A 19,869-nucleotide genomic window follows, 5' to 3' on the forward strand; every position below is an offset into this window, starting at 1 on the left:
CAATCGCGGAGTACGCGCGAGTGCTGCCGGATACTGCCGGGGACTACGCTCGGCCCATGGTCAATCTGACGCGCATCTACACGCGGACCGGGGACGACGGGACCACCGCCCTCGGCGACATGAGCCGCACCGCCAAGACCGACAGCCGCATCTCGGCCTACGCGGACGCGAACGAGGCCAACGCCACGATCGGCGTCGCCCTCGCGCTCGGCGGGCTCCCGCCGGAGGTCGCGACCGTCCTCGTGCGGGTGCAGAACGACCTCTTCGACGTCGGAGCGGACCTCGCGACCCCGGTCGTGCCCGACCCCAAGTACCCGCCGCTGCGCGTCGAACAGGGCTATGTGGACCGGCTGGAGGCGGAGTGCGACCGCTTCCTGGAGGAGCTGGAGAAGCTGCGCAGCTTCATCCTCCCCGGCGGCACCCCGGGTGCCGCGCTGCTCCACCAGGCATGCACGGTGGTGCGCCGGGCGGAACGCTCCACGTGGGCGGCGCTGGAGGAGCACGGCGAGACGATGAACCCGCTCACCGCGACCTACCTCAACCGGCTGTCGGACCTGTTGTTCATCCTGGCCCGCACGGCCAACAAGGAGGTCGGCGACGTGCTGTGGGTGCCCGGCGAGAACCGCTGAACCACTGACGTCCCGTCATCCGCGCGGTCCCGTGACGGGCTCGCGCCGCGGCCACAGCGTGTACGCCGCCGTGACCGCGGCGTTGAGCCCGGCGACCCGCGCCGTCCGCAGTCGCCACTGCCGCAGCGCCTCCGTGCGGTCCGCGTCACCGACGAGCCGGACCGCGCACCGCAGCAGCACCGCGGCCACCACCTCCGCCGGGGCCGTGCGTCCGCACATCCGCCACGCGTGCGCGGCCCGCGCAGTACCGTACTTCGGCGGGCCCTGCGGCCTCGGCCCGCCCGCGCGCAGGTCGGCGACGGCGGCCGCCGGCAGCACCACGTCCACCAGCGGCACGCACAGCAGCACCACGGCCCCCGCGCGCGACCGGCGCAGCAGGTGGCGCACGGCGAGTCCGGCGTCCAGCAGGACCCAGAAGGCGATCTCACCACCGATGACCAGAGCGCACCCCTTCGCGCTCCGCCGCCGGCCGCCCGGGGCACCTCGCCGGTGTTGATGAGCCGCGCCCTGCATCCTTCGGTGCAGGGCGCGTTCCACCCCCGGGCCGATGCGGCCCCGGCACCCGGCGTGCTGTCATGGGGGAATGCCGACAACCGCCGCCCCGCGTCCGCACCGCGACGACGTGCTGATCGCCGTCGCGGGGCTCGCCGGCGGCCTGCTGATGTGGGCGCTCGGGCTCTGCACGTACTCGGGGAACCAGCCGCGCGGCAGCGGTGCGTGGCTGCCGCTGCTGACGCTGACCGCGATGGCCGGCTGCGAGTTGCTGCGGCGCACCGCGCCGCGGTGCGCGGTGGTGGCCGGCACGCTGGTCTTCGCGGCGGACTTCGTGATCGGCTCACTGCTGGTGACCGTGCTGATGTTCACGGACCTGGTGTACGCCGCTGTGCTGTACGGGCCGAAACGGCTGATCCGCGTGGTGCCCGTGGCGAGCGTCCTCACCACCGCGGGCGTGACCGCCACCGCGTTGGCCCTGCGCCCGGTGGCCGACTCGCTGCTGATCGGCGTCGTGGGCGCGCTGGTCTGTATCGCGCCGGCCTTCACCGGTGTCGTCGTGCGGCAGCACCGCGACGAGGCTGCGACCGAACGGCTGCGTGCCGAGCAGACCGCGCTGCTGGCCGAAATGGACCGCCGGGAGGCGGTCGGCAGCGAGCGCGCCCGCATGGCGCGGGAACTGCACGACATGGTCGCCGGCCATCTGTCGGCGATCGCCATCCACTCCACCGCCGCGCTGTCGCTGGACCGGCGGGACGGGCCGGCCCGCGAGGCGCTGTCGGTGATCCGGGAGAACAGCGTCCAGGGCCTGTCGGAGATGCGGCGGCTGATCGGCCTGCTGCGCGATGCCTCGGGCGGGGACTCCGAGCCCGCCGCGGTACCCCGGCTGCACAGCCTGGACGTCCTGCTGGAGCAGATGGGGGCGGCGACACCGCACGCGCGGTTCATCCTGCGCGACGAGCGGCCGGCCGGCGCTCCCCCGCCGCCCACTCCGGTGGAGCTGGCCGCGTACCGGATCGTGCAGGAGTCGCTCACCAACGCGCTCAAGCACGCCGCGCCCGGCGAGGTGCCCGTGGTCCTGGGTCAGGAGGCCGGGGTGCTGACCGTCACCGTGGCCAGCCCCTACGGCCCGGTGGAGGCCGGGGACCGGCCGGGCCCGCGGGCCCCGGGCTCGGGCAGCGGCCTGATCGGGATGCGGGAACGCACCGAACTGCTCGGCGGCACCTTCGAGGCCGGCCGCCACGGGGACGTCTGGCGCGTACGGGCCGCACTGCCCGTGGAGGAGGACGCATGATCCGGGTCGTCGTCGCCGAGGACCAGTCCGCGGTCCGCGCCGGACTGGTGCTGATCCTGCGGTCGGTGCCCGACATCGAAGTGGTCGGCGAGGCCGGCGACGGGGAGGCCGCGGTTCGTGCCGCCCGTGAGCTGCGGCCCGACGTGATCCTCATGGACGTGCAGATGCCCCGCCTGGACGGTGTCGCCGCCACCCGGGAGATCGTCGCCGAGGGCTTGGCGGACGTACTGGTGCTGACCACCTTCGACCTGGACGAGTACGTCTTCGGCGCACTGCGCGCGGGCGCCGCGGGCTTCCTGCTGAAGGACACCGAGGCCGATCGGCTGATCGAGGGGGTCCGCCTGGTGGCAGCGGGTGAGGGGATGATCGCCCCGGCGGTGACCCGCCGCCTGATCGGGGAGTTCGCCCGGCCGGCGCCTAGGGTCCGGGAGGCGGACCGCAGCGTGCTGGACGGCCTCACGCCGCGTGAGCGGGAGGTGCTGGCCTGCGTCGGCCAGGGACTGTCGAACGCCGAGATCGCGGCCCGCCTCACCATCGCGGAGGCGACGGCCAAGACCCATGTCAGCCGGATGCTCGCCAAGCTCGAACTGCGCAGCCGGGTGCAGGCGGCCGTTCTGGCCCAGGAATTGGGGCTGCCGGCCAGGCCCTAGCGATGCCCGCTCACGCCACGTCCACCCTCCCCGGACTCCGTCCGGGGGGACCCCCACCAGCGGGGCACTCGCCCCTCAGGCCACATTCACCCTCCCCCCGGACTCCGTCCGGGGGGACCCCCACCAGCGGGGCACTCGCCCCTCAGGCCACATTCACCCTCCCCCGGACTCCGTCCGGGGGACCCCCACCAGCGGGGCACTCGCCCCTCAGGCCACATTCACCCTCCCCCGGACTCCGTCCGGGGGACCCCCACCAGCGGGGCACTCGCCCCTCAGGCCACGTTCACCCGCTGGCCGGGCGGGGCGGCCTCCAGCCAGGCGAGGAAGCCGGTGAGGGCGTCATCACTCATCGCGAGTTCGAGCCGGGTGCCGCGGTGCTCGCAGACCAGGACGACGGCGTCGGACAGCAGCGCCAGTTCCTCCTGGCCCTGTGGAAGCCGCCGGTGCAGCACCTCGATCGCGGAACGTTCCAGCGAGCGTCGCGGCCGGGGGGCGTAGGAGAAGACCCGGAACCACTCGATGCGGTCTCCGCTGTAGCGCGAGACCCCGTACGCCCAGCCCTTGCCCGAGGGCGCGTCCTCGACGCCGGGCGCCGCGCGCAGGCTGCAGTCGAAGGTGCCGCCGGGACGCTGGATCAGCCGCCGCCGCAGACCGAAGACGAACAGCCCCAGCAGCGCCACCGCGACAAGGGCCCCGCACACCTGAAAAGCGAGGATCACGCCCATCGACCTCCTCGCTCAACGTCACGTACAGGGATACTGCAACCGCGGGAAGCCCTCTCGGGCCTCCCGCGGCTCATGGCCCCAGTGGGCCGGATGCTCAGCGCGAACCGGTCGCCGCGATGAGACGGACCTCGGCACGCCGCTCGCCGACCGCGTCGGCGTCGGACTTGGCACGCTCCAGGGCCCGCTCCGCGCGCTGGACGTCGATCTCCTCGGCCAGTTCCGCGATCTCCGCGAGGATCGACAGCTTGTTGTCCGCGAAGGAGATGAAGCCGCCGTGCACCGCCGCGACGACGGTGCCGCCGTCGGTGGTACGGATGGTCACCGGGCCCGACTGGAGCACACCGAGCAGCGGCTCGTGGTTCGGCATGACGCCGATGTCGCCCGACTCGGTGCGTGCGACGACAAGAGTGGCCTCGCCGGACCAGACATTGCGGTCCGCGGCGACCAGCTCGACGTGCAGCTCAGCCAAGATGGCTCCTCGGGTCGGCACCCACCGCTGTCCGGCGGGTGCATAAAACAAAGGATAACGGGGGTGCGGCGAGGGGGCGGACACAGGGTCCGCCCCCTGCCACGGTGAGCCGTCAGGCGCGGGCGTCAGCCGACGCCGAGCTCCTTGGCGTTGCGCTCGAGGTCCTCGATGCCACCGCACATGAAGAACGCCTGCTCAGGGAAGTGGTCGTACTTACCGTCGGCGATGGCGTTGAACGCGTGGATCGACTCCTCCAGCGGGACGTCGGAGCCGTCCACACCGGTGAACTGCTTCGCCGCGTGGGTGTTCTGCGACAGGAAGCGCTCGATGCGGCGGGCGCGGTGGACGGTGAGCTTGTCCTCCTCGCCCAGCTCGTCGATACCGAGGATGGCGATGATGTCCTGGAGGTCCTTGTACTTCTGCAGGATCCCCTTGACACGCATGGCGCACTCGTAGTGGTCCGCCGCGATGTAGCGCGGGTCCAGGATGCGGGACGTCGAGTCCAGCGGGTCCACCGCCGGGTAGATGCCCTTCTCCGAGATCGGACGCGACAGAACGGTCGTCGCGTCCAGGTGCGCGAAGGTCGTGGCCGGCGCCGGGTCGGTCAGGTCGTCCGCGGGGACGTAGATCGCCTGCATCGAGGTGATCGAGTGACCACGCGTCGAGGTGATGCGCTCCTGGAGGAGGCCCATCTCGTCGGCGAGGTTCGGCTGGTAACCCACCGCGGACGGCATGCGGCCGAGCAGCGTGGAGACCTCGGAACCGGCCTGGGTGAAGCGGAAGATGTTGTCGATGAAGAACAGCACGTCCTGCTTCTGCACATCGCGGAAGTACTCCGCCATGGTCAGACCGGCCAGGGCCACGCGCAGACGGGTGCCCGGGGGCTCGTCCATCTGACCGAAGACCAGCGCGGTCTTGTCGAGGACGCCGGACTCCTCCATCTCCGCGATGAGGTCGTTGCCCTCACGGGTGCGCTCGCCGACGCCGGCGAACACGGAAACGCCCTCGTGCAGCTTCGCCACACGCATGATCATTTCCTGGATGAGGACGGTCTTGCCGACACCGGCGCCACCGAACAGACCGATCTTGCCGCCCTTGACGTACGGGGTCAGCAGGTCGACGACCTTCAGGCCGGTCTCGAACATCTCGGTCTTCGACTCGAGGTCCTCGAACTTCGGGGCCTTGCGGTGGATCGTCCAGCGCTCACCGACGTTGGCGTTCTCCTCGGGGAGGTTCAGCACCTCACCGAGGGTGTTGAACACCTTGCCCTTGGTGAAGTCGCCGACCGGGACGGTGATGCCCGCGCCGGTGTCGGTGACCGCGGCCTGGCGGACCAGACCGTCGGTGGGCTGCATGGAGATGGCGCGGACCAGTCCGTCGCCCAGGTGCTGGGCCACCTCGAGGGTCAGCGTCTTCAGCTTGCCGTCCTCGGCCGGGTCGGCGACCTGGACGGTGAGGGCGTTGTAGATCTCGGGCATGCCGTCGACGGGGAACTCCACGTCGACGACCGGGCCGATGATCCGGGCGACGCGGCCCGTGGCAGCGGCCGTCTCAACAGTGGTGGTCATGTTTAGTCACTCCCCGCAGAGGCGTCGGCCAGGGCGCTGGAGCCACCGACGATCTCGCTGATTTCCTGGGTGATTTCGGCCTGGCGGGCCTGGTTGGCAAGCCGCGTGAGCGTCTTGATGAGCTCCTCGGCGTTGTCGGTCGCGGCCTTCATCGCGCGGCGGCGGGCGGCGTGCTCGGAAGCGGCACCCTGCAGCAGCGCGTTGTAGATCCGGCTCTCGACGTACCGCGGCAGCAGGGCGTCCAGGACGCCCTCCGCCGACGGCTCGAAGTCGTACAGGGGGAGGATCTCCCCCTCCTTGCGAGCCTGTCCCGCGGTGGCCTCGTCGAGGGAGAGCGGCAGCAGCCGCCTCTCGACGGGGGACTGCGTCAGCATCGACACGAACTCCGTGAAGACGATGTGCAGCTCGTCGACGCCGCCCTCGGCCGTGTCCTTGAGGACCTGGTCGATCAGCGGGTCGGCCACCGACTTGGCGTCCGCGTAGGCCGGCTTGTCGGTGAATCCCGTCCACGAGGCGGCGACGGGACGCTCACGGAAGCCGTAGTACGCGACGCCCTTGCGGCCGACGATGTAGTGCTCGACCTCCTTGCCCTCCGCGCGCAGCCGCTCGGTGAGCCGGTCGGCCGCCTTGATCGCGTTGGACGAGTAGCCGCCGGCCAGACCGCGGTCGCTCGTGACGAGCAGCACCGCGGCGCGGGTCGGGTTCTCGGCCTCCGTGGTCAGCGGGTGGTTCGTGTTGGAACCGGTCGCGACCGCGGCCACCGCGCGGGTGAGCTCATCGGCGTACGGGGACGAGGCCGCCACCTGGCGCTGGGCCTTGACGATCCGGGACGCGGAGATCATCTCCATCGCCTTCGTGATCTTCTTGGTGGCGGTGACGGTCTTGATGCGGCGCTTGTATACCCGAAGCTGGGCGCCCATGCTCAGCCCTCACCCAGAAGCTTGCCGTCCGAGGTCTCGAACTGCTTCTTGAACTCCGCGACCGCGTCCGTCAGGGCCTGGACGGTGTCGTCGCCCAGCTTGCCGGTCTCGACGATGCCCTGCAGGAGGTCCTTCTTCTCGCGGCGGAGGTAGTCCAGCAGCTCGCGCTCGAAGCGGCGGATGTCCTCGACGGGTACGTCGTCCAGCTTGCCGGTGGTGCCGGCCCAGATGGAGACGACCTGGTCCTCGATCGGGAACGGCGCGTACTGGCCCTGCTTCAGCAGCTCGACCATGCGCTTGCCACGCTCCAGCTGCGCCTTGGAGGCCGCGTCCAGGTCGGAACCGAAGGCGGCGAAGGCCTCCAGCTCGCGGTACTGGGCGAGGTCCACACGCAGGCGGCCGGCGACCGACTTCATGGCCTTGATCTGCGCCGAGCCACCGACTCGGGAGACCGAGATACCGACGTTCAGCGCCGGGCGCTGGCCCGCGTTGAACAGGTCGGACTCCAGGAAGCACTGGCCGTCGGTGATCGAGATGACGTTGGTCGGGATGAACGCCGAGACGTCGTTGGCCTTGGTCTCGACGATCGGCAGACCGGTCATCGAGCCGGCGCCCAGCTCGTCGGACAGCTTGGCGCAGCGCTCCAGCAGACGGGAGTGCAGGTAGAAGACGTCACCCGGGTAGGCCTCACGGCCCGGCGGGCGGCGCAGCAGCAGGGACACGGCGCGGTAGGCGTCGGCCTGCTTGCTCAGGTCGTCGAAGACGATCAGGACGTGCTTGCCCTGGTACATCCAGTGCTGGCCGATGGCCGATCCGGTGTACGGGGCGAGGTACTTGAAGCCGGCCGGGTCGGACGCCGGAGCCGCGACGATGGTCGTGTACTCCAGGGCGCCGGCCTCCTCCAGCGAGGCGCGCACGCCCGCGATGGTGGAGCCCTTCTGGCCGATGGCGACGTAGATGCAGCGGACCTGCTTCTTCGGGTCGCCGGAACGCCAGTTGTCGCGCTGGTTGATGATCGTGTCGATCGCCAGGGCGGTCTTGCCGGTCTGGCGGTCACCGATGATCAGCTGACGCTGACCGCGGCCGATCGGGGTCATCGCGTCGACGGCCTTGAGGCCGGTCTGCATCGGCTCGTGGACGGACTTGCGGGCCATGACGCCGGGAGCCTGAAGCTCCAGCGCGCGGCGGCCGTCGGTCTCGATCTCACCGAGTCCGTCGATCGGGGTGCCGAGCGGGTCGACGACGCGACCCAGGTATCCCTCGCCGACAGCGACGGAGAGCACCTCACCGGTGCGGTGCACCGGCTGGCCCTCCTCGATACCGCTGAACTCGCCGAGGACGATCGCACCGATCTCGCGCTCCTCGAGGTTGAGGGCGAGACCGAGGGTGCCGTCCTCGAACCGCAGCAGCTCGTTCGCCATGGCCGAGGGCAGACCCTCGATCTTGGCAACGCCGTCGCCGGCCATGCTGACCGTGCCGACCTCCTCGCGCGAGGCCGCGTCCGGCTTGTACGACTGGACGAAGGTCTCCAGCGCGTCCCGGATCTCCTCCGGCCGGATCGTGAGCTCCGCCATCTGGGTTCCCTGCTCTCCTTGTTGGGCCCGAAGTATTCGCTACGGCCCAACTCGGGCCGCTGGTACTGCTCTTTGAGTTGGTGGCTGGTTCAGCCGGCCATTCGCCGGGCCGCCTCTTCGAGGCGTTCCGCGATGGTCCCGTTGATGGCTTCGTCGCCCACCCGCACCTGGATTCCGCCGAGGACCTCGGGGTCCACGTCGAGGTTCAGGTGCACCTGCCGGCCGTAGATCGTGGCCAGCGCGGCGCCGAGGCGCTGCTTCTGCCCGTCGCTCAGCGGTACCGCCGAGACGACGACCGCGACCGTACGGCCCCTGCGCGCGGCCGCCAGCCGGGACAGGGCGTCGATCCCTGTCTCCAGGCTACGGCCTCGCGGGTGGGTCACGAGACGGACCACAAGCCGCTCGGTGACGGCGTCGGCGCGACCCCCCAGCAGCGAGCCGAGCAGCCCGGCCTTGGCCTGGGCGCTCGCGGCGCGGTCGGTCAGCGCCGCCCGCAGATCGCTGCTTCCGGAGACGATCCGGCCGAAGCGGAACAGCTCGTCCTCGACGTCGTCGAGGTGGCCGGCGCGCTCCGCGGCGATCAGGTCGGCACTGAAGGAGAGTTCCTCCAGCACGTCGGTCAGATCCCGCGACTGCGACCACCGGCTGCGGATCATGCCCGAGACCAGGTCGAGGGTCTCCCCACCGACCTGACCGCCGAGCACGGTCTGCGCCAGGCCCGCCTTGGCCTCGCCGGACTGCGCCGGGTCGGTCAGCGCCCGGCGCAGGGCGCCCTCGCGGTCGAGCAGCCCCGTGACGGCGGCCAGCTCCTCGGCGAGCTTCGCCGCGTCGACGGACGTGTTGTCCGCCAGCGCGTCGAGACGCTCACGTGCGGCGGCCAGTGCCTCGCGGCTCGCTCCATTCATCGCGCGGCCTCGGCCTTCTCCTCGAGCTCGTCGAGGAAGCGGTCGATCACGCGGCTCTGCCGGGTGGTGTCCTCCAGGGACTCACCGACGATCTTGCCGGCCAGGTCGGTGGCGATCCTGCCCACGTCCTGGCGCAGCGCGTGCGCGGCGGACTTGCGGTCCGCCTCGATCTGCGCGTGACCGGCGGCGATGATCTCCTCGCGCTGCCGCTGGCCTTCCGCACGCATCTCGGCGATGAGCGCGGCGCCCTGCTCCTGCGCCTCCTGGCGCAGACGCGCGGCCTCGTGACGGGCCTCGGCGAGCGACTGCTTGTACTCCTCGAGGGTCCGCTGAGCCTCGGCCTGGGTGGCCTCGGCCTTCTCCATGCCGCCCTCGATGGCCTCGCGCCGCTCGTCCAGAACCTTGTTGATGTTCGGGATGAGCTTCTTGGCGAGGAAGAAGAAGACGATGGCGAAGGCGATGAGACCGATGACGAGCTCTGGAACCGGCGGGATGAGCGGGTTCTCCGGCTGCTCGGCCGCCAGCTGTGCCAGGGCGTTCACATCAGTGCCTTCCGTCGAAAGGGGTTGGGCTCGTCAGCCCGAACTCAAGAGGTCGGGTAGACGAACGGCATGACCAGACCGATCAGGGCGAGCGCCTCACAGAAGGCGAAGCCGAGGATCTGGTTGGCGCGGATGAGGCCGGCGGCCTCGGGCTGGCGGGCCAGCGCCTGCGTGCCGTTGCCGAAGATGATGCCGATGCCGACGCCGGGGCCGATGGCCGCGAGGCCGTAGCCGATGGAGCCCAGGTTGCCCAGGATCTGAGTGGCGGCGAGGTTCACAGCGGACATGCTGTCTCTTCCTTCTCTTTCACGGACCGGTGGGGGTTGGCCACCGGACAATCGGGGGGTACTGAGCGCTACGCGGGTGCTCAGTGGTGCTCGGCCAGCGCGCCCTGGATGTAGGAGCAGGCCAGGAGGACGAAGACATAGGCCTGGACGGCCTGGATGAACAGCTCGAATGCCGTCATCACGATGACCATCACGAACGAGACACTCGCGTAGGCGATGCCGATGCCGTTGAGCAGGTACCAGCTGGCAATGGTGAACAGCAGCAGCAGGACGTGGCCGGCGAACATGTTGGCGAACAGTCGCACCGCGTGCGTGAACGGGCGGACGATCACGTTGGAGAGGAACTCCAGGCCGACGACCATCGGCAGCACCGGGCCGAGGTTCTTGTCGTAGCCGGTGATGTTCTTCCAGCCGCCGACGAAGCCGTGCTTCTTGAACGTCAGCGACATCCAGGTGATGTACACGACCGCGGCGAGCGCTGCCGGGTAGCTGATGATCGCGGTGACCGGGAACTGCGCGATCGGAATGATCGACCACAGGTTCAGGATCCACACGAAGAAGAACAGCGAGACCATGAACGGCACGTACTTCTCGCCGTCCCGCTTGCCGATCGTCTCGTAGACGATGCCGCGGCGCACGAAGTCGTATCCGGCCTCGGCGACCATCTGGAGCTTGCCGGGAACGACCTTCGGCTTGGCGAAGGCGGCCCAGAAGAAGCCGACGATGACGATGCTGCCGAGCAGCGCGAGCAGCATCGTCTTGTTGAAGTAGACGCTGCTGTCCCCGTCGCCGATCAACGGCTTGAAGAGGAAGGAGTGCAGGCCGGGGGCCGGGAAGCCGCACCCGTCGAAGATGTGGCAGTTCGTCTCGAAAGCGAGCGTCTTTACATCACTCACCGCGAGCTCCTTCAGCGTGGCGCATGGGTACGGCAACCTCGATGTGTCGGCGCGGCATAAGCCCGCGGAACGGCACTGGACTGGTCTTGCAGATGTGGGGGCGGCGGTCGGGCACGGAGCCGGACGACTGTTGCGAAGGCATGACTGCCGCCCGCGCCAGCTCTGCCGCAGTTGAGACCGGACGATAGCAAACGAGCGGCAGCCCTCTTGCACCGGCCCCTTGGTTCACGACGACGTTCCGGCGGAGCCGGGCTCGACGTACAGCATCTTGGTCTTCATGTGCGCACGGGCCTGGGCGGCGATCCACACCAGGGTCGTGCCGAGCAGGGTGAGCGCGAACACCTGGGTGTCGAACAGCGATGTGTGCTTGAAGACCGCCAGCACGATGGCCAGCAGCAGCAGCTGCACCGTGTAGAGCATCAGGCCCATCGCCTGGAACAGCGTGGGGTAGGAACGGGCGGTGCGCTGAAGCACCGTCAGACCGATTCCCATGAAAGTGATCACCACCACCGCGCCGAATCCGGCACCGATCGCACCCTTGCCGCCCGCGAGCACGGCGGCGACAGCGACCGCGATCACTCCCGCGGCTGCGGCGGGTACGGCGCAATTCAGGAGCGTTCGGGCGTCGTTGGACTGCATGGCGGCAGCTCCTCCGGCGAGGTTGGGAGTACAGGGGTCGTCGAGGACGAGCGTAGCCCGGCGGCGGGGACATGCCTCACGCCGGAAGACCATCGCACTACGGTCTTTCGGCTTACTTCCGGGCTTTCGTGAACGGTATCACAAACTATTTGATGAGGTCTTTACCCGGTTCGTGTGCGACCTGTCACACGACCGGAGTACTGACCGTGGCGTCCCGCTGACGGCCGCACGGTCATGTGCTATCGGGTCAGCGGCTGCTGCTCGCCGTACGGCCGGCCTCCACCAACTGCCGGTCGATCTCGCTCAGCGCGGTCGCGCCGTTGACACCGGGCGCCTCTCCCGCGGCGATGGCGGCGCTCGCCGCGTTGTGCGCCTCGATCCGGGTACGGCGGTAGCGGGGCGGTACGAACGACTCCGCCCAGCGCGGGGCCTTGGGGTTGAAGCGGGGCATGAGCAGCGCGCTCAGCCCGATCGCGCTCAGCATGACGATGCCCAGCACGATCCACAGGCTGGAGGAGTTCACCGAGAACGCCACCGCGCCGAAGGAGATGAGCGCCGACCAGAAGTACATGATGAGCACGGCCCGGCTGTGCGAGTGGCCGATGTCCAGCAGCCGGTGGTGCAGGTGGCCGCGGTCGGCGGCGAACGGCGACTGGCCGTTCCACGTGCGGCGCACGATGGCGAGCACCAGGTCCGCCGCGGGGATCGCGATCAGCGTCAGCGGCAGCAGCAGCGGCATGTAGACCGGCACCATGAAGTGCGTGGTGTCCCGGGTGGATCCGGTGAGGTTGGTGATCGCGTCGGGGTCGGTCTGGCCTGTGATGGAGATCGCACCCGAGGCCAGCACCAGTCCGATCAGCATCGAGCCCGAGTCGCCCATGAAGATCCGCGCCGGGTGCAGATTGTGCGGCAGGAATCCCAGGCACATACCGATCAGGATCGCGCTGAACAGCGTCGCGGGCGCCGCGGCCTCGATGCCGTAGCCGTACCAGATCCGGTAGGCGTACATGAAGAACGCGACGGCGGCGATGCACACCATGCCGGACGCGAGCCCGTCCAGACCGTCGACGAAGTTCACCGCGTTGATGGTGATCACCACCAGGGCGACGGTCAGCAGCGTCGACTGCACCGGGCTGAGCGCCACGATGCCCTTGCCCGGGATGGGCAGCCACAGCACGGTCAGGCCCTGCAGGACCATGACGCCGAGCCGCGATCATCTGGGCGCCCAGCTTGATCAGCGCGTCCACGCCCCACTTGTCGTCGAGCACGCCCAGCAGCCAGATCAGTCCCGCGCCGGACAGCAGCGCGCGTGGCTCGTTGGAGAGCTCGAAGACGCTCTTGAGGTTGGACAGATGCGCGGCCACCAGCAGGCCGGCGCACAGGCCGCCGAACATGGCGATACCGCCGAGCCGCGGCGTCGGTTCTCGGTGAACGTCGCGATCACGGATCTCGGGCATGGCGCCTGCCGCGATGGCGAACTTCCGCACCGGCCCCGTCAGGAGGTAGGTGACGGCCGCGGCCACGCACAGGGTCAAGAGGTACTCGCGCACGGGCACACCCTATTCGCGTCCGGGTGGCGACTGGAAACACAGTCAGAGACTCACAGCGGGTACCCAGGGTTGCACATGTCACTCCCGGGGTACCGGCCGGGGGCCCGCGCGCACCCGGTCAGACCGGGTAGGGGGGGAAGCCGCCCACCAGTTCCGCGACCCGGTTCGCCAGCCCGCGCTCCTCCCGCAGCGCCCGCGCGATCAAGTCCGCGACCTGCGGCATCTGCTGCACGCCCATGCCCTGCGTGGTCACCGCCGCGGTGCCGAGACGGATACCGGAACCGGCGGCGCAGGGCTCCTTGTCGTAGGGGAGCGTGTACTTGTCCAGCACGATCCCGGCGCCGGCGCACAACCCGCGGGCCCGCATCCCGGTGACGCCGAAGGCCGACACGTCGGCGGCGATCAGATGGGTGTCGGTGCCCCCGGTGGCGATCCGCATGTCCTGGCCGGCCAGTGCCTCGGCGAGCGCACGGGCGTTGGCGACCACCTGGTGCGCGTACAGCGCGAACTCCGGCCGGGCCGCCTCCGCGAAGGCGGCGGCCTTGGCCGCGATCGCGTGCATGTGCGGGCCGCCCTGCGAGAACGGGAAGACCGCCCGGTCGATGCGCTGGGCGAGATCGGCGCCGCACAGGATCAGTCCGCCGCGCGGGCCGCGCAGCGTCTTGTGCGTCGTGGCGCACACCACATCCGCGTACGGCACCGGGTTGGGCGCGACACCGCCGGCCACCAGGCCCAGCGTGTGCGCGGCGTCCACGATCAGGTACGCGCCGACGTCGTCGGCGATCTCGCGGAACGCGGCGTAGTCGATGGTGCGGGGGTACGCGATACCGCCGCACATGATCGCCTTGGGGCGGTGCTGGTGGGCGAGGATGCGCAGCCGGTCGTAGTCGATCCGGCCGCCCTCCTCGAAGGTGGCGCCCTCGGTCACGCCGTACCCGGCGATGCGGAACCAGCGGCCGGAGAAGTTGGACTCCGATCCGTGCGTGAGGTGCCCGCCGTGCGCCAGGGACATCGCCAGGATGGTGTCTCCGGGGACCAGGAGGGCCGCGTAGGCGGCCAGGACGGCCGAGGAACCGGAGTAGGGCTGCACGTTCGCGTGCGCGGCTCCGAACAGCCGTGTGGCTCTTTCCATGGCCAGCCGCTCCGCGAGGTCGACCAGCTCGCAGCCCGCGTGGTGACGGTGCCCGGGGTAGCCCTCGGCGTACTTGTTGGCCAGCGGGGAGCCGAGGGCGGCCAGCACCGCCGGCGAGGTGAAGTTCTCCCCCGCGATCAGCTGGAGGCAGGAGGCCTGCCGCTGGGTCTCCCCGAGCAGGATGTCCGCCAGCTCGGGGTCCTGGTCGCGCAGCCGGCCGAAGCCGGTGTCCCCGGCCGGGAGCACGGTGGTGGCTATGTGGGCTGACGACGCTTCCGCGGTAGGCATGGGGCGCTCCGGGCGGCTGGAAGGGACTCACCTGCCACTCTTGCACCGTTCCGGCCGATTCGCGCCGTCTTGTGCTCCGCCGGTGGACGCCGGGCGGGGAAATGTGCGGAAACCTTCCGCCACACCCTCAGCGGGTGGGCGCCGCCACCCCCGTCAGCGCGGTCAGCACCGGGTCCAGCGCCTCGTGGATCTCCTCGCCGATGGAGCGGAAGAAGGTCAGCGGCGCCCCGTACGGGTCGTACACCTCGTCCGCGTCCGGCGTCGGCGCCAGGAGCCAGCCGCGCAGCGCCGCCGCGGCGCGCACCAGCGAGCGGGCGCGCTCGGTCACACTGCCCTCCGGCAGCGTCGTGGGGTCTATCGCCCGCACGAGCCGGGTGAACTCCTTGAGCGTGAACGTCCGCAGACCCGCCGCGTGCCCCATGGAGATCACCTGGGCACGGTGGTCGCGGGTCGCGGTGAGCACCAGGTCCGCGTCGATGACGTGGTCGTCGAGCAGTTCCCGTCCGAGGAAGCCGCCCGGGTCGGCGGCGTACTCGCCCAGCACCGTGGCCGCGTGCGCCTCCATCGGCGCCCCCTCATGGCCCCAGGTGCCCGCGCTCTCCACGATGATCCCTGAGGCCCCGTCGCCGAGCCGCACCGTCAGCTCGTGGCGGGTCAGCCGCTCGGCCATCGGCGAGCGGCAGACATTGCCGGTGCAGACGTGAAGGATGCGGAAGTAGTCATCGCGCTGCCCGGGTATGGGCGGCGTCAATTGCCTACCTCCAGGTCGGGTACGACCTCGCGCAGCTGCTCGGCGCTGAGGGCCCCGGCCCGCAGCAGTACCGGCACCTTGCCGGTGACGTCGACGATGGAGGAGGGGACGGCCGCGGGCGTGGGCCCGCCGTCGAGGTAGATGGCGACGGAGTCGCCGAGCATCTCCTGGGCGGCGTCGCAGTCCTGCGGCGAGGGGTGTCCCGTGAGGTTGGCACTGGAGACGGCCATGGGGCCGGTCGCGTTCAGCAGCTCGATGGCCACGGGGTGCAGCGGCATGCGCACGGCCACGGTGCCACGGGTGTCCCCCAGGTCCCACTGCAGGGACGGCTGATGGCGGGTGACCAGGGTCAGCGCGCCGGGCCAGAAGGCGTCGACGAGGTCCCATGCCTGCTCGGAGAAGTCCGTGACCAGGCCGTGCAGGGTGTTCGGGGAGCCGACGAGAACGGGCGAGGGCATGTTGCGGCCCCGGCCCTTGGCCTCCAGCAGGTCACCGACGGCCTCGGCGTTGAACGCGTCCGCGCCGATGCCGTAGACGGTGTCCGTGGGCAGCACCACGAGCTCGCCGCGGCGGACGGCGGACGCGGCCTCGCGCAGTCCGGCCACCCGGTCCGTCGCGTCCGAGCAGTCGTAACGCCGTGCCATCAGCAGACCTCCATGACGTGCGGCGCCGTGCTCACGGCGTCGCCTTGCGGGCAGTGGTGAACCTGGGGCGGTTGTTCAGGTCGGGGTGGTCGGCGGCGTCGGCCCAGCCGGCTTCCTCGGTGAAGATCCAGGGCACCTGGCCGCCCTGGGTGTCCGCGTGCTCGATGACGACGACGCCACCGGGCCGCAGCAGCCGGTGCGCGGTGCGCTCGATGCCCCGGATGGTGTCGAGGCCGTCCTCGCCCGAGAACAGCGCCATCTCCGGATCGTGGTCGCGGGCCTCGGGCGCCACGTACTCCCACTCGGTGAGCGGGATGTAGGGCGGGTTGGAGATCACCAGGTCCACCTGGCCGTTGAGGTCGGGGAAGGCCGCGAGCGCGTCCCCCTGGCGCAGATCGACCTTGCTGCCCTGGACGTTCTTGCGGGCCCACACCAGGGCCTCGTCGGACAGCTCCACGGCGTGCACCCGGCTGCGCGGCACCTCCTGCGCCAGGGCGAGCGCGATGGCGCCCGAGCCCGTGCACAGGTCGACGATGAGCGGCTCGGCGACGTCCATGGCACGCACGGCGTCTATGGCCCACCCCACCACGGACTCGGTCTCCGGGCGCGGCACGAAGACGCCCGGCCCCACCTGGAGTTCCAGATAGCGGAAGAACGCCCGGCCGGTGATGTGCTGCAGCGGCTCGCGTGCCTCGCGGCGGGCGACGGCCTCCCAGTAGCGGGCGTCGAAGTCCGCGTCGGCAACGGTGTGCAGGGCGCCGCGCTTGACGCCGTGCACATACGACGCCAGCTCCTCGGCGTCGAAACGCGGCGAGGGCACGCCGGCGTCGGCCAGCCGCTGGGTCGCCTGCGCGACCTCGGCGAGCAGCAGGTTCACTTGTCGCCTCCGGTTCAGCTTCCGTCGCCCGCGGCGGCCAGCTTGGCAGCCGAGTCGGCGTCGACGCACGCCTGGATGACCGCGTCGAGGTCACCGTCGAGGACCTGGTCCAAGTTGTACGCCTTGAACCCGACGCGGTGGTCGGAGATGCGGTTCTCCGGGAAGTTGTAGGTGCGGATGCGCTCGCTGCGGTCGACCGTGCGCACCTGGCTGCGGCGGGCGTCGGAGGCCTCCCGCTCGGCCTCCTCCTGCGCGGCGGCCAGCAGCCGGGAACGCAGGATGCGCATCGCCTGCTCCTTGTTCTGGAGCTGGCTCTTCTCGTTCTGGCAGGAGACGACGATGCCGGTCGGCAGGTGCGTGATGCGCACCGCGGAGTCGGTGGTGTTGACCGACTGCCCGCCGGGTCCCGAGGAGCGGTAGACGTCGATCCGCAGGTCGTTGGGGCCGATCTCGACCTCGACCTCCTCGGCCTCCGGGGTGACCAGCACGCCGGCGGCGGAGGTGTGGATGCGGCCCTGCGACTCGGTCGCGGGCACACGCTGCACACGGTGCACGCCGCCCTCGTACTTCAGCCGGGCCCAGACGCCCTGGCCGGGCTCGGTGGCGCCGTTGCCGCCCTTGGTCTTCACCGCGACCTGGACGTCCTTGTAGCCGCCGAGGTCGGACTCGTTGGCGTCGATGATCTCGGTCTTCCAGCCCACGCGCTCCGCGTAGCGCAGGTACATGCGCAGCAGGTCGCCGGCGAACAGCGCGGACTCCTCGCCGCCCTCGCCCGCCTTGACCTCGAGGATCACGTCCTTGTCGTCACTGGGGTCGCGCGGCACCAGCAGCAGGCGCAGCCGTTCGGTCTGCTCCTCGCGGTGCTTCTCCAGCTCCTTGACCTCGGCGATGAAGTCCGGGTCGTCGGCGCTGAGTTCGCGGGCCGTGTCGATGTCCTCGCCGGTCCGCTTCCAGCCCCGGTACGTGCCGATGATCGGGGTCAGCTCGGCGTAGCGCTTGTTGAGCCTGCGCGCGTTGGCCTGGTCGGAGAAGACCCCCGGGTCGGCCAGCTTCTTCTCGAGGTCGGCGTACTCGCCGATCAGTTCCTCGACCGCCTCGAACATCAGGATCCCTGCTCTGCGAATGGGTGAACGCCGGTGAACCAGCCTGGGACGACAAAGCGCCGGTCCGGCCGCCGGAGGATATCCGGACGGCCGTGGACCGGCGCTTTCGGGTCGCTACTTCTTGGCGGACCCGGCCGCCTTGCCGAAGCGGGCCTCGAAGCGGGCCACACGGCCACCGGTGTCGAGGATCTTCTGCTTGCCCGTGTAGAACGGGTGGCACGCAGAGCAGACGTCGGCACGGATGACGCCGCCGCCCACGGTGCTACGAGTGGTGAACGAGTTGCCACAGGTGCAGCTGACCTGGGTCTCGACGTACTCCGGGTGGATGTCGCGCTTCAAGGGAAACTCCTAGTGATCGGGAGGGTCCCGGGTCGTGGCACGGGCTTGCGTCACGTGAACCGGGGCCGACGTACCAGTCTGCCAGCACTGGCCGCATCTCCCCAAACCGGGGACGGCCCGGAACTATTCCGCGCCGCCGTCCCGGCCCGGCGGGGTGCTGCTGACGACACCGCCGGTGTCCACCTCGTCACCGGCCGAGCCCTTGGTCGCCGAGCGCGGGATCGGGCGGTCGGCCCGCAGGGCGGCCCAGACCTGCTCGCTCTGAGCGGTCAGCGGCACGACCCGGTTGGGATCGGCGGGGTCGTAGCGCACGGGCATCGTGACCATGGAGATGTTCTTGGAGCCCAGGTCCTTCAGGCTCTCCCCCAGCTTGACCAGTTTCTTGACCGAGGCCAGCTCCGAGTCGGTGGTGACGGCTCCGGTAGCGGTGCTGGCGATCTTGTACAGCCGAGCCGGGGAGCCGAGCACCCCGATCTTGTCGACCCGGTCGACCAGGGCCTTCAGGAAGGCCTGCTGCAGCCTCATCCGGCCGAGGTCACTGCCGTCGCCGACGCCGTGCCGGGTCCTGACCAGGCCGAGGGCCTGCTTGCCGTCCAGGTGGTGGGTGCCGGCCGGCAGGTGCAGATGGCTCTCGTTGTCGCTGATCGCGCGACTGGTGGTGACACTGACCCCGCCGAGGGCGTCGATGAGCCGCTGGAAGCCGGTGAAGTCGATTTCCATGTAGTGGTCCATGCGGATGCCGGTCATCGTCTCGACGGTCTTGACCGTGCACGCCGGGCCGCCCACCGCGTACGCCTCGTTGAACATCTCGTTCGTCGCGGCGGGCGCGGTGCCGCCACCGGGCCGGGCGCAGGAGGGCCGGTCGACGAGGGTGTCGCGGGGGATGCTGACCACGCCGGCCCTGCGGTGGCCCGGATAGACGTGGACGATCATCGCGGTGTCCGAACGGGCCGTGCCGTCGTCCTGGCCGCCGCCGGCCTCGGCGTTCGCACCGGACCGCGAGTCCGAGCCGAGGACCAGGATGTCCATCGAGCCGTTGTCGACGTCACGGGGGCGGTCACGGCCCAGCAGGGCGTTGATGTCGATGCCGCGGATGTTCCCGTTGAGCTTGAGGTACAGGCAGCCCACCGCCGCGGTGGCGAGCAGCAGGACGGTCGCCACGCCCCAGGCCGTGATGCGCAGGGCGCGGCCGCGGGCGCTCCTGCGCCGCCGCGATGACGTCCGGCGTCCGTGGTCCGCCTCGTGGCCCATGAGCTCCTCGGTTCTCGTCGCCTCGTCGTGGCTTCGGGTGCCCCCCGCGGTCGTGGTCATCGGGCATGGGACGAAATGTCCCCCCTTGGGAGACGTCCGGGGACGGCTCGGGGTTCCTGGCGATCGTGCACACCAGTAATGACAGCGGGTCCCGGTACGCCCTGTCCCAGGACGCGCCGGGACCCGTGGTCACAGAGCCACACGGTCGGCCCTCACCCGGCGGTCGCGCCGCTCCCGACGGGCCGGTGGAGTGCCGTGGACGCGGGAGGCGGCCGTACCGGCCCTCCCGCCGATGCCCCTCGCGAAAAAGGGGCGGGTCCCGGCACTCAAGTGCCGGGACCCGC

21 protein-coding genes and 1 pseudogene are annotated in these 19,869 nt (G+C 70.5%); 3 read left to right on the top strand and 19 right to left on the bottom strand.

The features are described 5' to 3' along the window. Positions 1-56 precede the first annotated feature (56 nt). On the top strand, positions 57-629 hold the full coding sequence (locus RV983_RS12540) for a cob(I)yrinic acid a,c-diamide adenosyltransferase (RefSeq protein ID WP_475985873.1): 573 nt from the start codon (positions 57-59) through the stop codon (positions 627-629). Between the two features lie 15 nt (positions 630-644). Here RV983_RS12540 and RV983_RS12545 read toward each other — a convergent pair whose 3' ends face one another. Next, positions 645-1,166, bottom strand: coding sequence for a hypothetical protein (locus tag RV983_RS12545; RefSeq protein ID WP_475985874.1), 522 nt, complete (start codon positions 1,164-1,166; stop codon positions 645-647). A 46-nt stretch (positions 1,167-1,212) separates the two neighbouring features. On the opposite strand from RV983_RS12545, the gene RV983_RS12550 reads away from it, so the two are divergent. Continuing rightward, on the top strand, positions 1,213-2,415 hold the full coding sequence (locus RV983_RS12550; protein WP_475985875.1) for a sensor histidine kinase: 1,203 nt from the start codon (positions 1,213-1,215) through the stop codon (positions 2,413-2,415). Next, on the top strand, positions 2,412-3,065 hold the full coding sequence (locus RV983_RS12555; RefSeq protein WP_475985876.1) for a response regulator: 654 nt from the start codon (positions 2,412-2,414) through the stop codon (positions 3,063-3,065). The genes RV983_RS12550 and RV983_RS12555 overlap by 4 nt, the downstream gene beginning before the upstream one ends. 272 nt (positions 3,066-3,337) lie before the next feature. On the opposite strand, the gene RV983_RS12560 is transcribed toward RV983_RS12555, so the two are convergent. The 18 genes and pseudogenes from RV983_RS12560 to RV983_RS12645 all read right to left on the bottom strand — a co-directional run bounded on the left by RV983_RS12560 (position 3,338) and on the right by RV983_RS12645 (position 19,525). Beyond that, positions 3,338-3,784 (bottom strand): DUF2550 domain-containing protein, encoded by a 447-nt coding sequence (locus RV983_RS12560; protein WP_475985877.1) that lies wholly within the window; start codon positions 3,782-3,784, stop codon positions 3,338-3,340. A gap of 100 nt (positions 3,785-3,884) precedes the next feature. Further along, complete coding sequence (locus RV983_RS12565; RefSeq protein WP_475990301.1) at positions 3,885-4,262, bottom strand: F0F1 ATP synthase subunit epsilon; 378 nt, start codon at positions 4,260-4,262, stop codon at positions 3,885-3,887. Positions 4,263-4,384: 122 nt separating this feature from the next. Continuing rightward, on the bottom strand, positions 4,385-5,827 hold the full coding sequence (gene atpD / locus RV983_RS12570; protein ID WP_475985878.1) for a F0F1 ATP synthase subunit beta: 1,443 nt from the start codon (positions 5,825-5,827) through the stop codon (positions 4,385-4,387). A gap of 2 nt (positions 5,828-5,829) precedes the next feature. Beyond that, positions 5,830-6,747, bottom strand: coding sequence for a F0F1 ATP synthase subunit gamma (locus tag RV983_RS12575; protein ID WP_475985879.1), 918 nt, complete (start codon positions 6,745-6,747; stop codon positions 5,830-5,832). 2 nt (positions 6,748-6,749) lie between these two features. After that, positions 6,750-8,321 carry a F0F1 ATP synthase subunit alpha gene (atpA, locus tag RV983_RS12580; RefSeq protein ID WP_475985880.1) on the bottom strand — a complete coding sequence of 524 codons (1,572 nt, stop codon included), beginning with the start codon at positions 8,319-8,321 and terminating at the stop codon, positions 6,750-6,752. Between the two features lie 89 nt (positions 8,322-8,410). After that, the gene (locus RV983_RS12585; RefSeq protein WP_475985881.1) at positions 8,411-9,226 is read right to left on the bottom strand and encodes a F0F1 ATP synthase subunit delta; all 816 of its coding nucleotides are present in this window, start codon (positions 9,224-9,226) and stop codon (positions 8,411-8,413) included. Continuing rightward, complete coding sequence (locus RV983_RS12590) at positions 9,223-9,768, bottom strand: F0F1 ATP synthase subunit B (protein ID WP_475985882.1); 546 nt, start codon at positions 9,766-9,768, stop codon at positions 9,223-9,225. Before RV983_RS12590 ends, RV983_RS12585 begins: the two co-directional genes overlap by 4 nt. A 44-nt stretch (positions 9,769-9,812) precedes the next feature. Next, on the bottom strand, positions 9,813-10,055 hold the full coding sequence (gene atpE / locus RV983_RS12595; RefSeq protein ID WP_018563527.1) for an ATP synthase F0 subunit C: 243 nt from the start codon (positions 10,053-10,055) through the stop codon (positions 9,813-9,815). An 80-nt stretch (positions 10,056-10,135) separates the two neighbouring features. Continuing rightward, on the bottom strand, positions 10,136-10,966 hold the full coding sequence (gene atpB / locus RV983_RS12600; protein WP_319660056.1) for a F0F1 ATP synthase subunit A: 831 nt from the start codon (positions 10,964-10,966) through the stop codon (positions 10,136-10,138). Between the two features lie 210 nt (positions 10,967-11,176). After that, on the bottom strand, positions 11,177-11,590 hold the full coding sequence (locus tag RV983_RS12605) for a hypothetical protein (protein WP_475985883.1): 414 nt from the start codon (positions 11,588-11,590) through the stop codon (positions 11,177-11,179). Between the two features lie 247 nt (positions 11,591-11,837). Then, positions 11,838-13,140: pseudogene (locus RV983_RS12610) on the bottom strand (MraY family glycosyltransferase). A 118-nt stretch (positions 13,141-13,258) separates the two neighbouring features. Beyond that, positions 13,259-14,560 (bottom strand): serine hydroxymethyltransferase, encoded by a 1,302-nt coding sequence (locus RV983_RS12615; protein WP_475985884.1) that lies wholly within the window; start codon positions 14,558-14,560, stop codon positions 13,259-13,261. Positions 14,561-14,687: 127 nt separating this feature from the next. Further along, entirely contained in the window at positions 14,688-15,311 is a 624-nt protein-coding gene (locus RV983_RS12620) for an arsenate reductase/protein-tyrosine-phosphatase family protein (RefSeq protein ID WP_475985885.1), read from the bottom strand. After that, entirely contained in the window at positions 15,308-15,955 is a 648-nt protein-coding gene (locus tag RV983_RS12625; RefSeq protein WP_475985886.1) for an L-threonylcarbamoyladenylate synthase, read from the bottom strand. The genes RV983_RS12620 and RV983_RS12625 overlap by 4 nt, the downstream gene beginning before the upstream one ends. A 31-nt stretch (positions 15,956-15,986) precedes the next feature. Beyond that, a complete protein-coding gene (gene prmC / locus RV983_RS12630; protein ID WP_475985887.1) occupies positions 15,987-16,832 on the bottom strand; it encodes a peptide chain release factor N(5)-glutamine methyltransferase in 846 nt (281 codons plus the stop codon). A gap of 14 nt (positions 16,833-16,846) precedes the next feature. Then, a complete protein-coding gene (prfA, locus tag RV983_RS12635) occupies positions 16,847-17,935 on the bottom strand; it encodes a peptide chain release factor 1 (protein WP_475985888.1) in 1,089 nt (362 codons plus the stop codon). Positions 17,936-18,049: 114 nt separating this feature from the next. Next, complete coding sequence (gene rpmE / locus RV983_RS12640; protein ID WP_319659968.1) at positions 18,050-18,274, bottom strand: 50S ribosomal protein L31; 225 nt, start codon at positions 18,272-18,274, stop codon at positions 18,050-18,052. A 123-nt stretch (positions 18,275-18,397) separates the two neighbouring features. Next, on the bottom strand, positions 18,398-19,525 hold the full coding sequence (locus RV983_RS12645) for an LCP family protein (RefSeq protein ID WP_475990302.1): 1,128 nt from the start codon (positions 19,523-19,525) through the stop codon (positions 18,398-18,400). Positions 19,526-19,869 lie beyond the last annotated feature (344 nt).

The organism is Streptomyces sp. RLA123 (assembly GCF_056270165.1).

Excerpts from the sequence above, each read along its gene's own strand:
- RV983_RS12555 (WP_475985876.1), top strand. The coding sequence starts at position 2,412 with ATGATCCGGGTCGTCGTCGCCGAGGACCAGTCCGCGGTCCGCGCCGGA.
- atpD (WP_475985878.1), bottom strand. The coding sequence starts at position 5,827 with ATGACCACCACTGTTGAGACGGCCGCTGCCACGGGCCGCGTCGCCCGG.
- RV983_RS12645 (WP_475990302.1), bottom strand. The coding sequence starts at position 19,525 with ATGGGCCACGAGGCGGACCACGGACGCCGGACGTCATCGCGGCGGCGC.
- prfA (WP_475985888.1), bottom strand. The coding sequence starts at position 17,935 with ATGTTCGAGGCGGTCGAGGAACTGATCGGCGAGTACGCCGACCTCGAG.
- RV983_RS12605 (WP_475985883.1), bottom strand. The coding sequence starts at position 11,590 with ATGCAGTCCAACGACGCCCGAACGCTCCTGAATTGCGCCGTACCCGCC.
- atpE (WP_018563527.1), bottom strand. The coding sequence starts at position 10,055 with ATGTCCGCTGTGAACCTCGCCGCCACTCAGATCCTGGGCAACCTGGGC.
- RV983_RS12625 (WP_475985886.1), bottom strand. The coding sequence starts at position 15,955 with ATGGCACGGCGTTACGACTGCTCGGACGCGACGGACCGGGTGGCCGGA.
- atpA (WP_475985880.1), bottom strand. The coding sequence starts at position 8,321 with ATGGCGGAGCTCACGATCCGGCCGGAGGAGATCCGGGACGCGCTGGAG.
- RV983_RS12540 (WP_475985873.1), top strand. The coding sequence starts at position 57 with ATGGTCAATCTGACGCGCATCTACACGCGGACCGGGGACGACGGGACC.
- RV983_RS12585 (WP_475985881.1), bottom strand. The coding sequence starts at position 9,226 with ATGAATGGAGCGAGCCGCGAGGCACTGGCCGCCGCACGTGAGCGTCTC.
- RV983_RS12615 (WP_475985884.1), bottom strand. The coding sequence starts at position 14,560 with ATGCCTACCGCGGAAGCGTCGTCAGCCCACATAGCCACCACCGTGCTC.
- RV983_RS12550 (WP_475985875.1), top strand. The coding sequence starts at position 1,213 with ATGCCGACAACCGCCGCCCCGCGTCCGCACCGCGACGACGTGCTGATC.
- RV983_RS12575 (WP_475985879.1), bottom strand. The coding sequence starts at position 6,747 with ATGGGCGCCCAGCTTCGGGTATACAAGCGCCGCATCAAGACCGTCACC.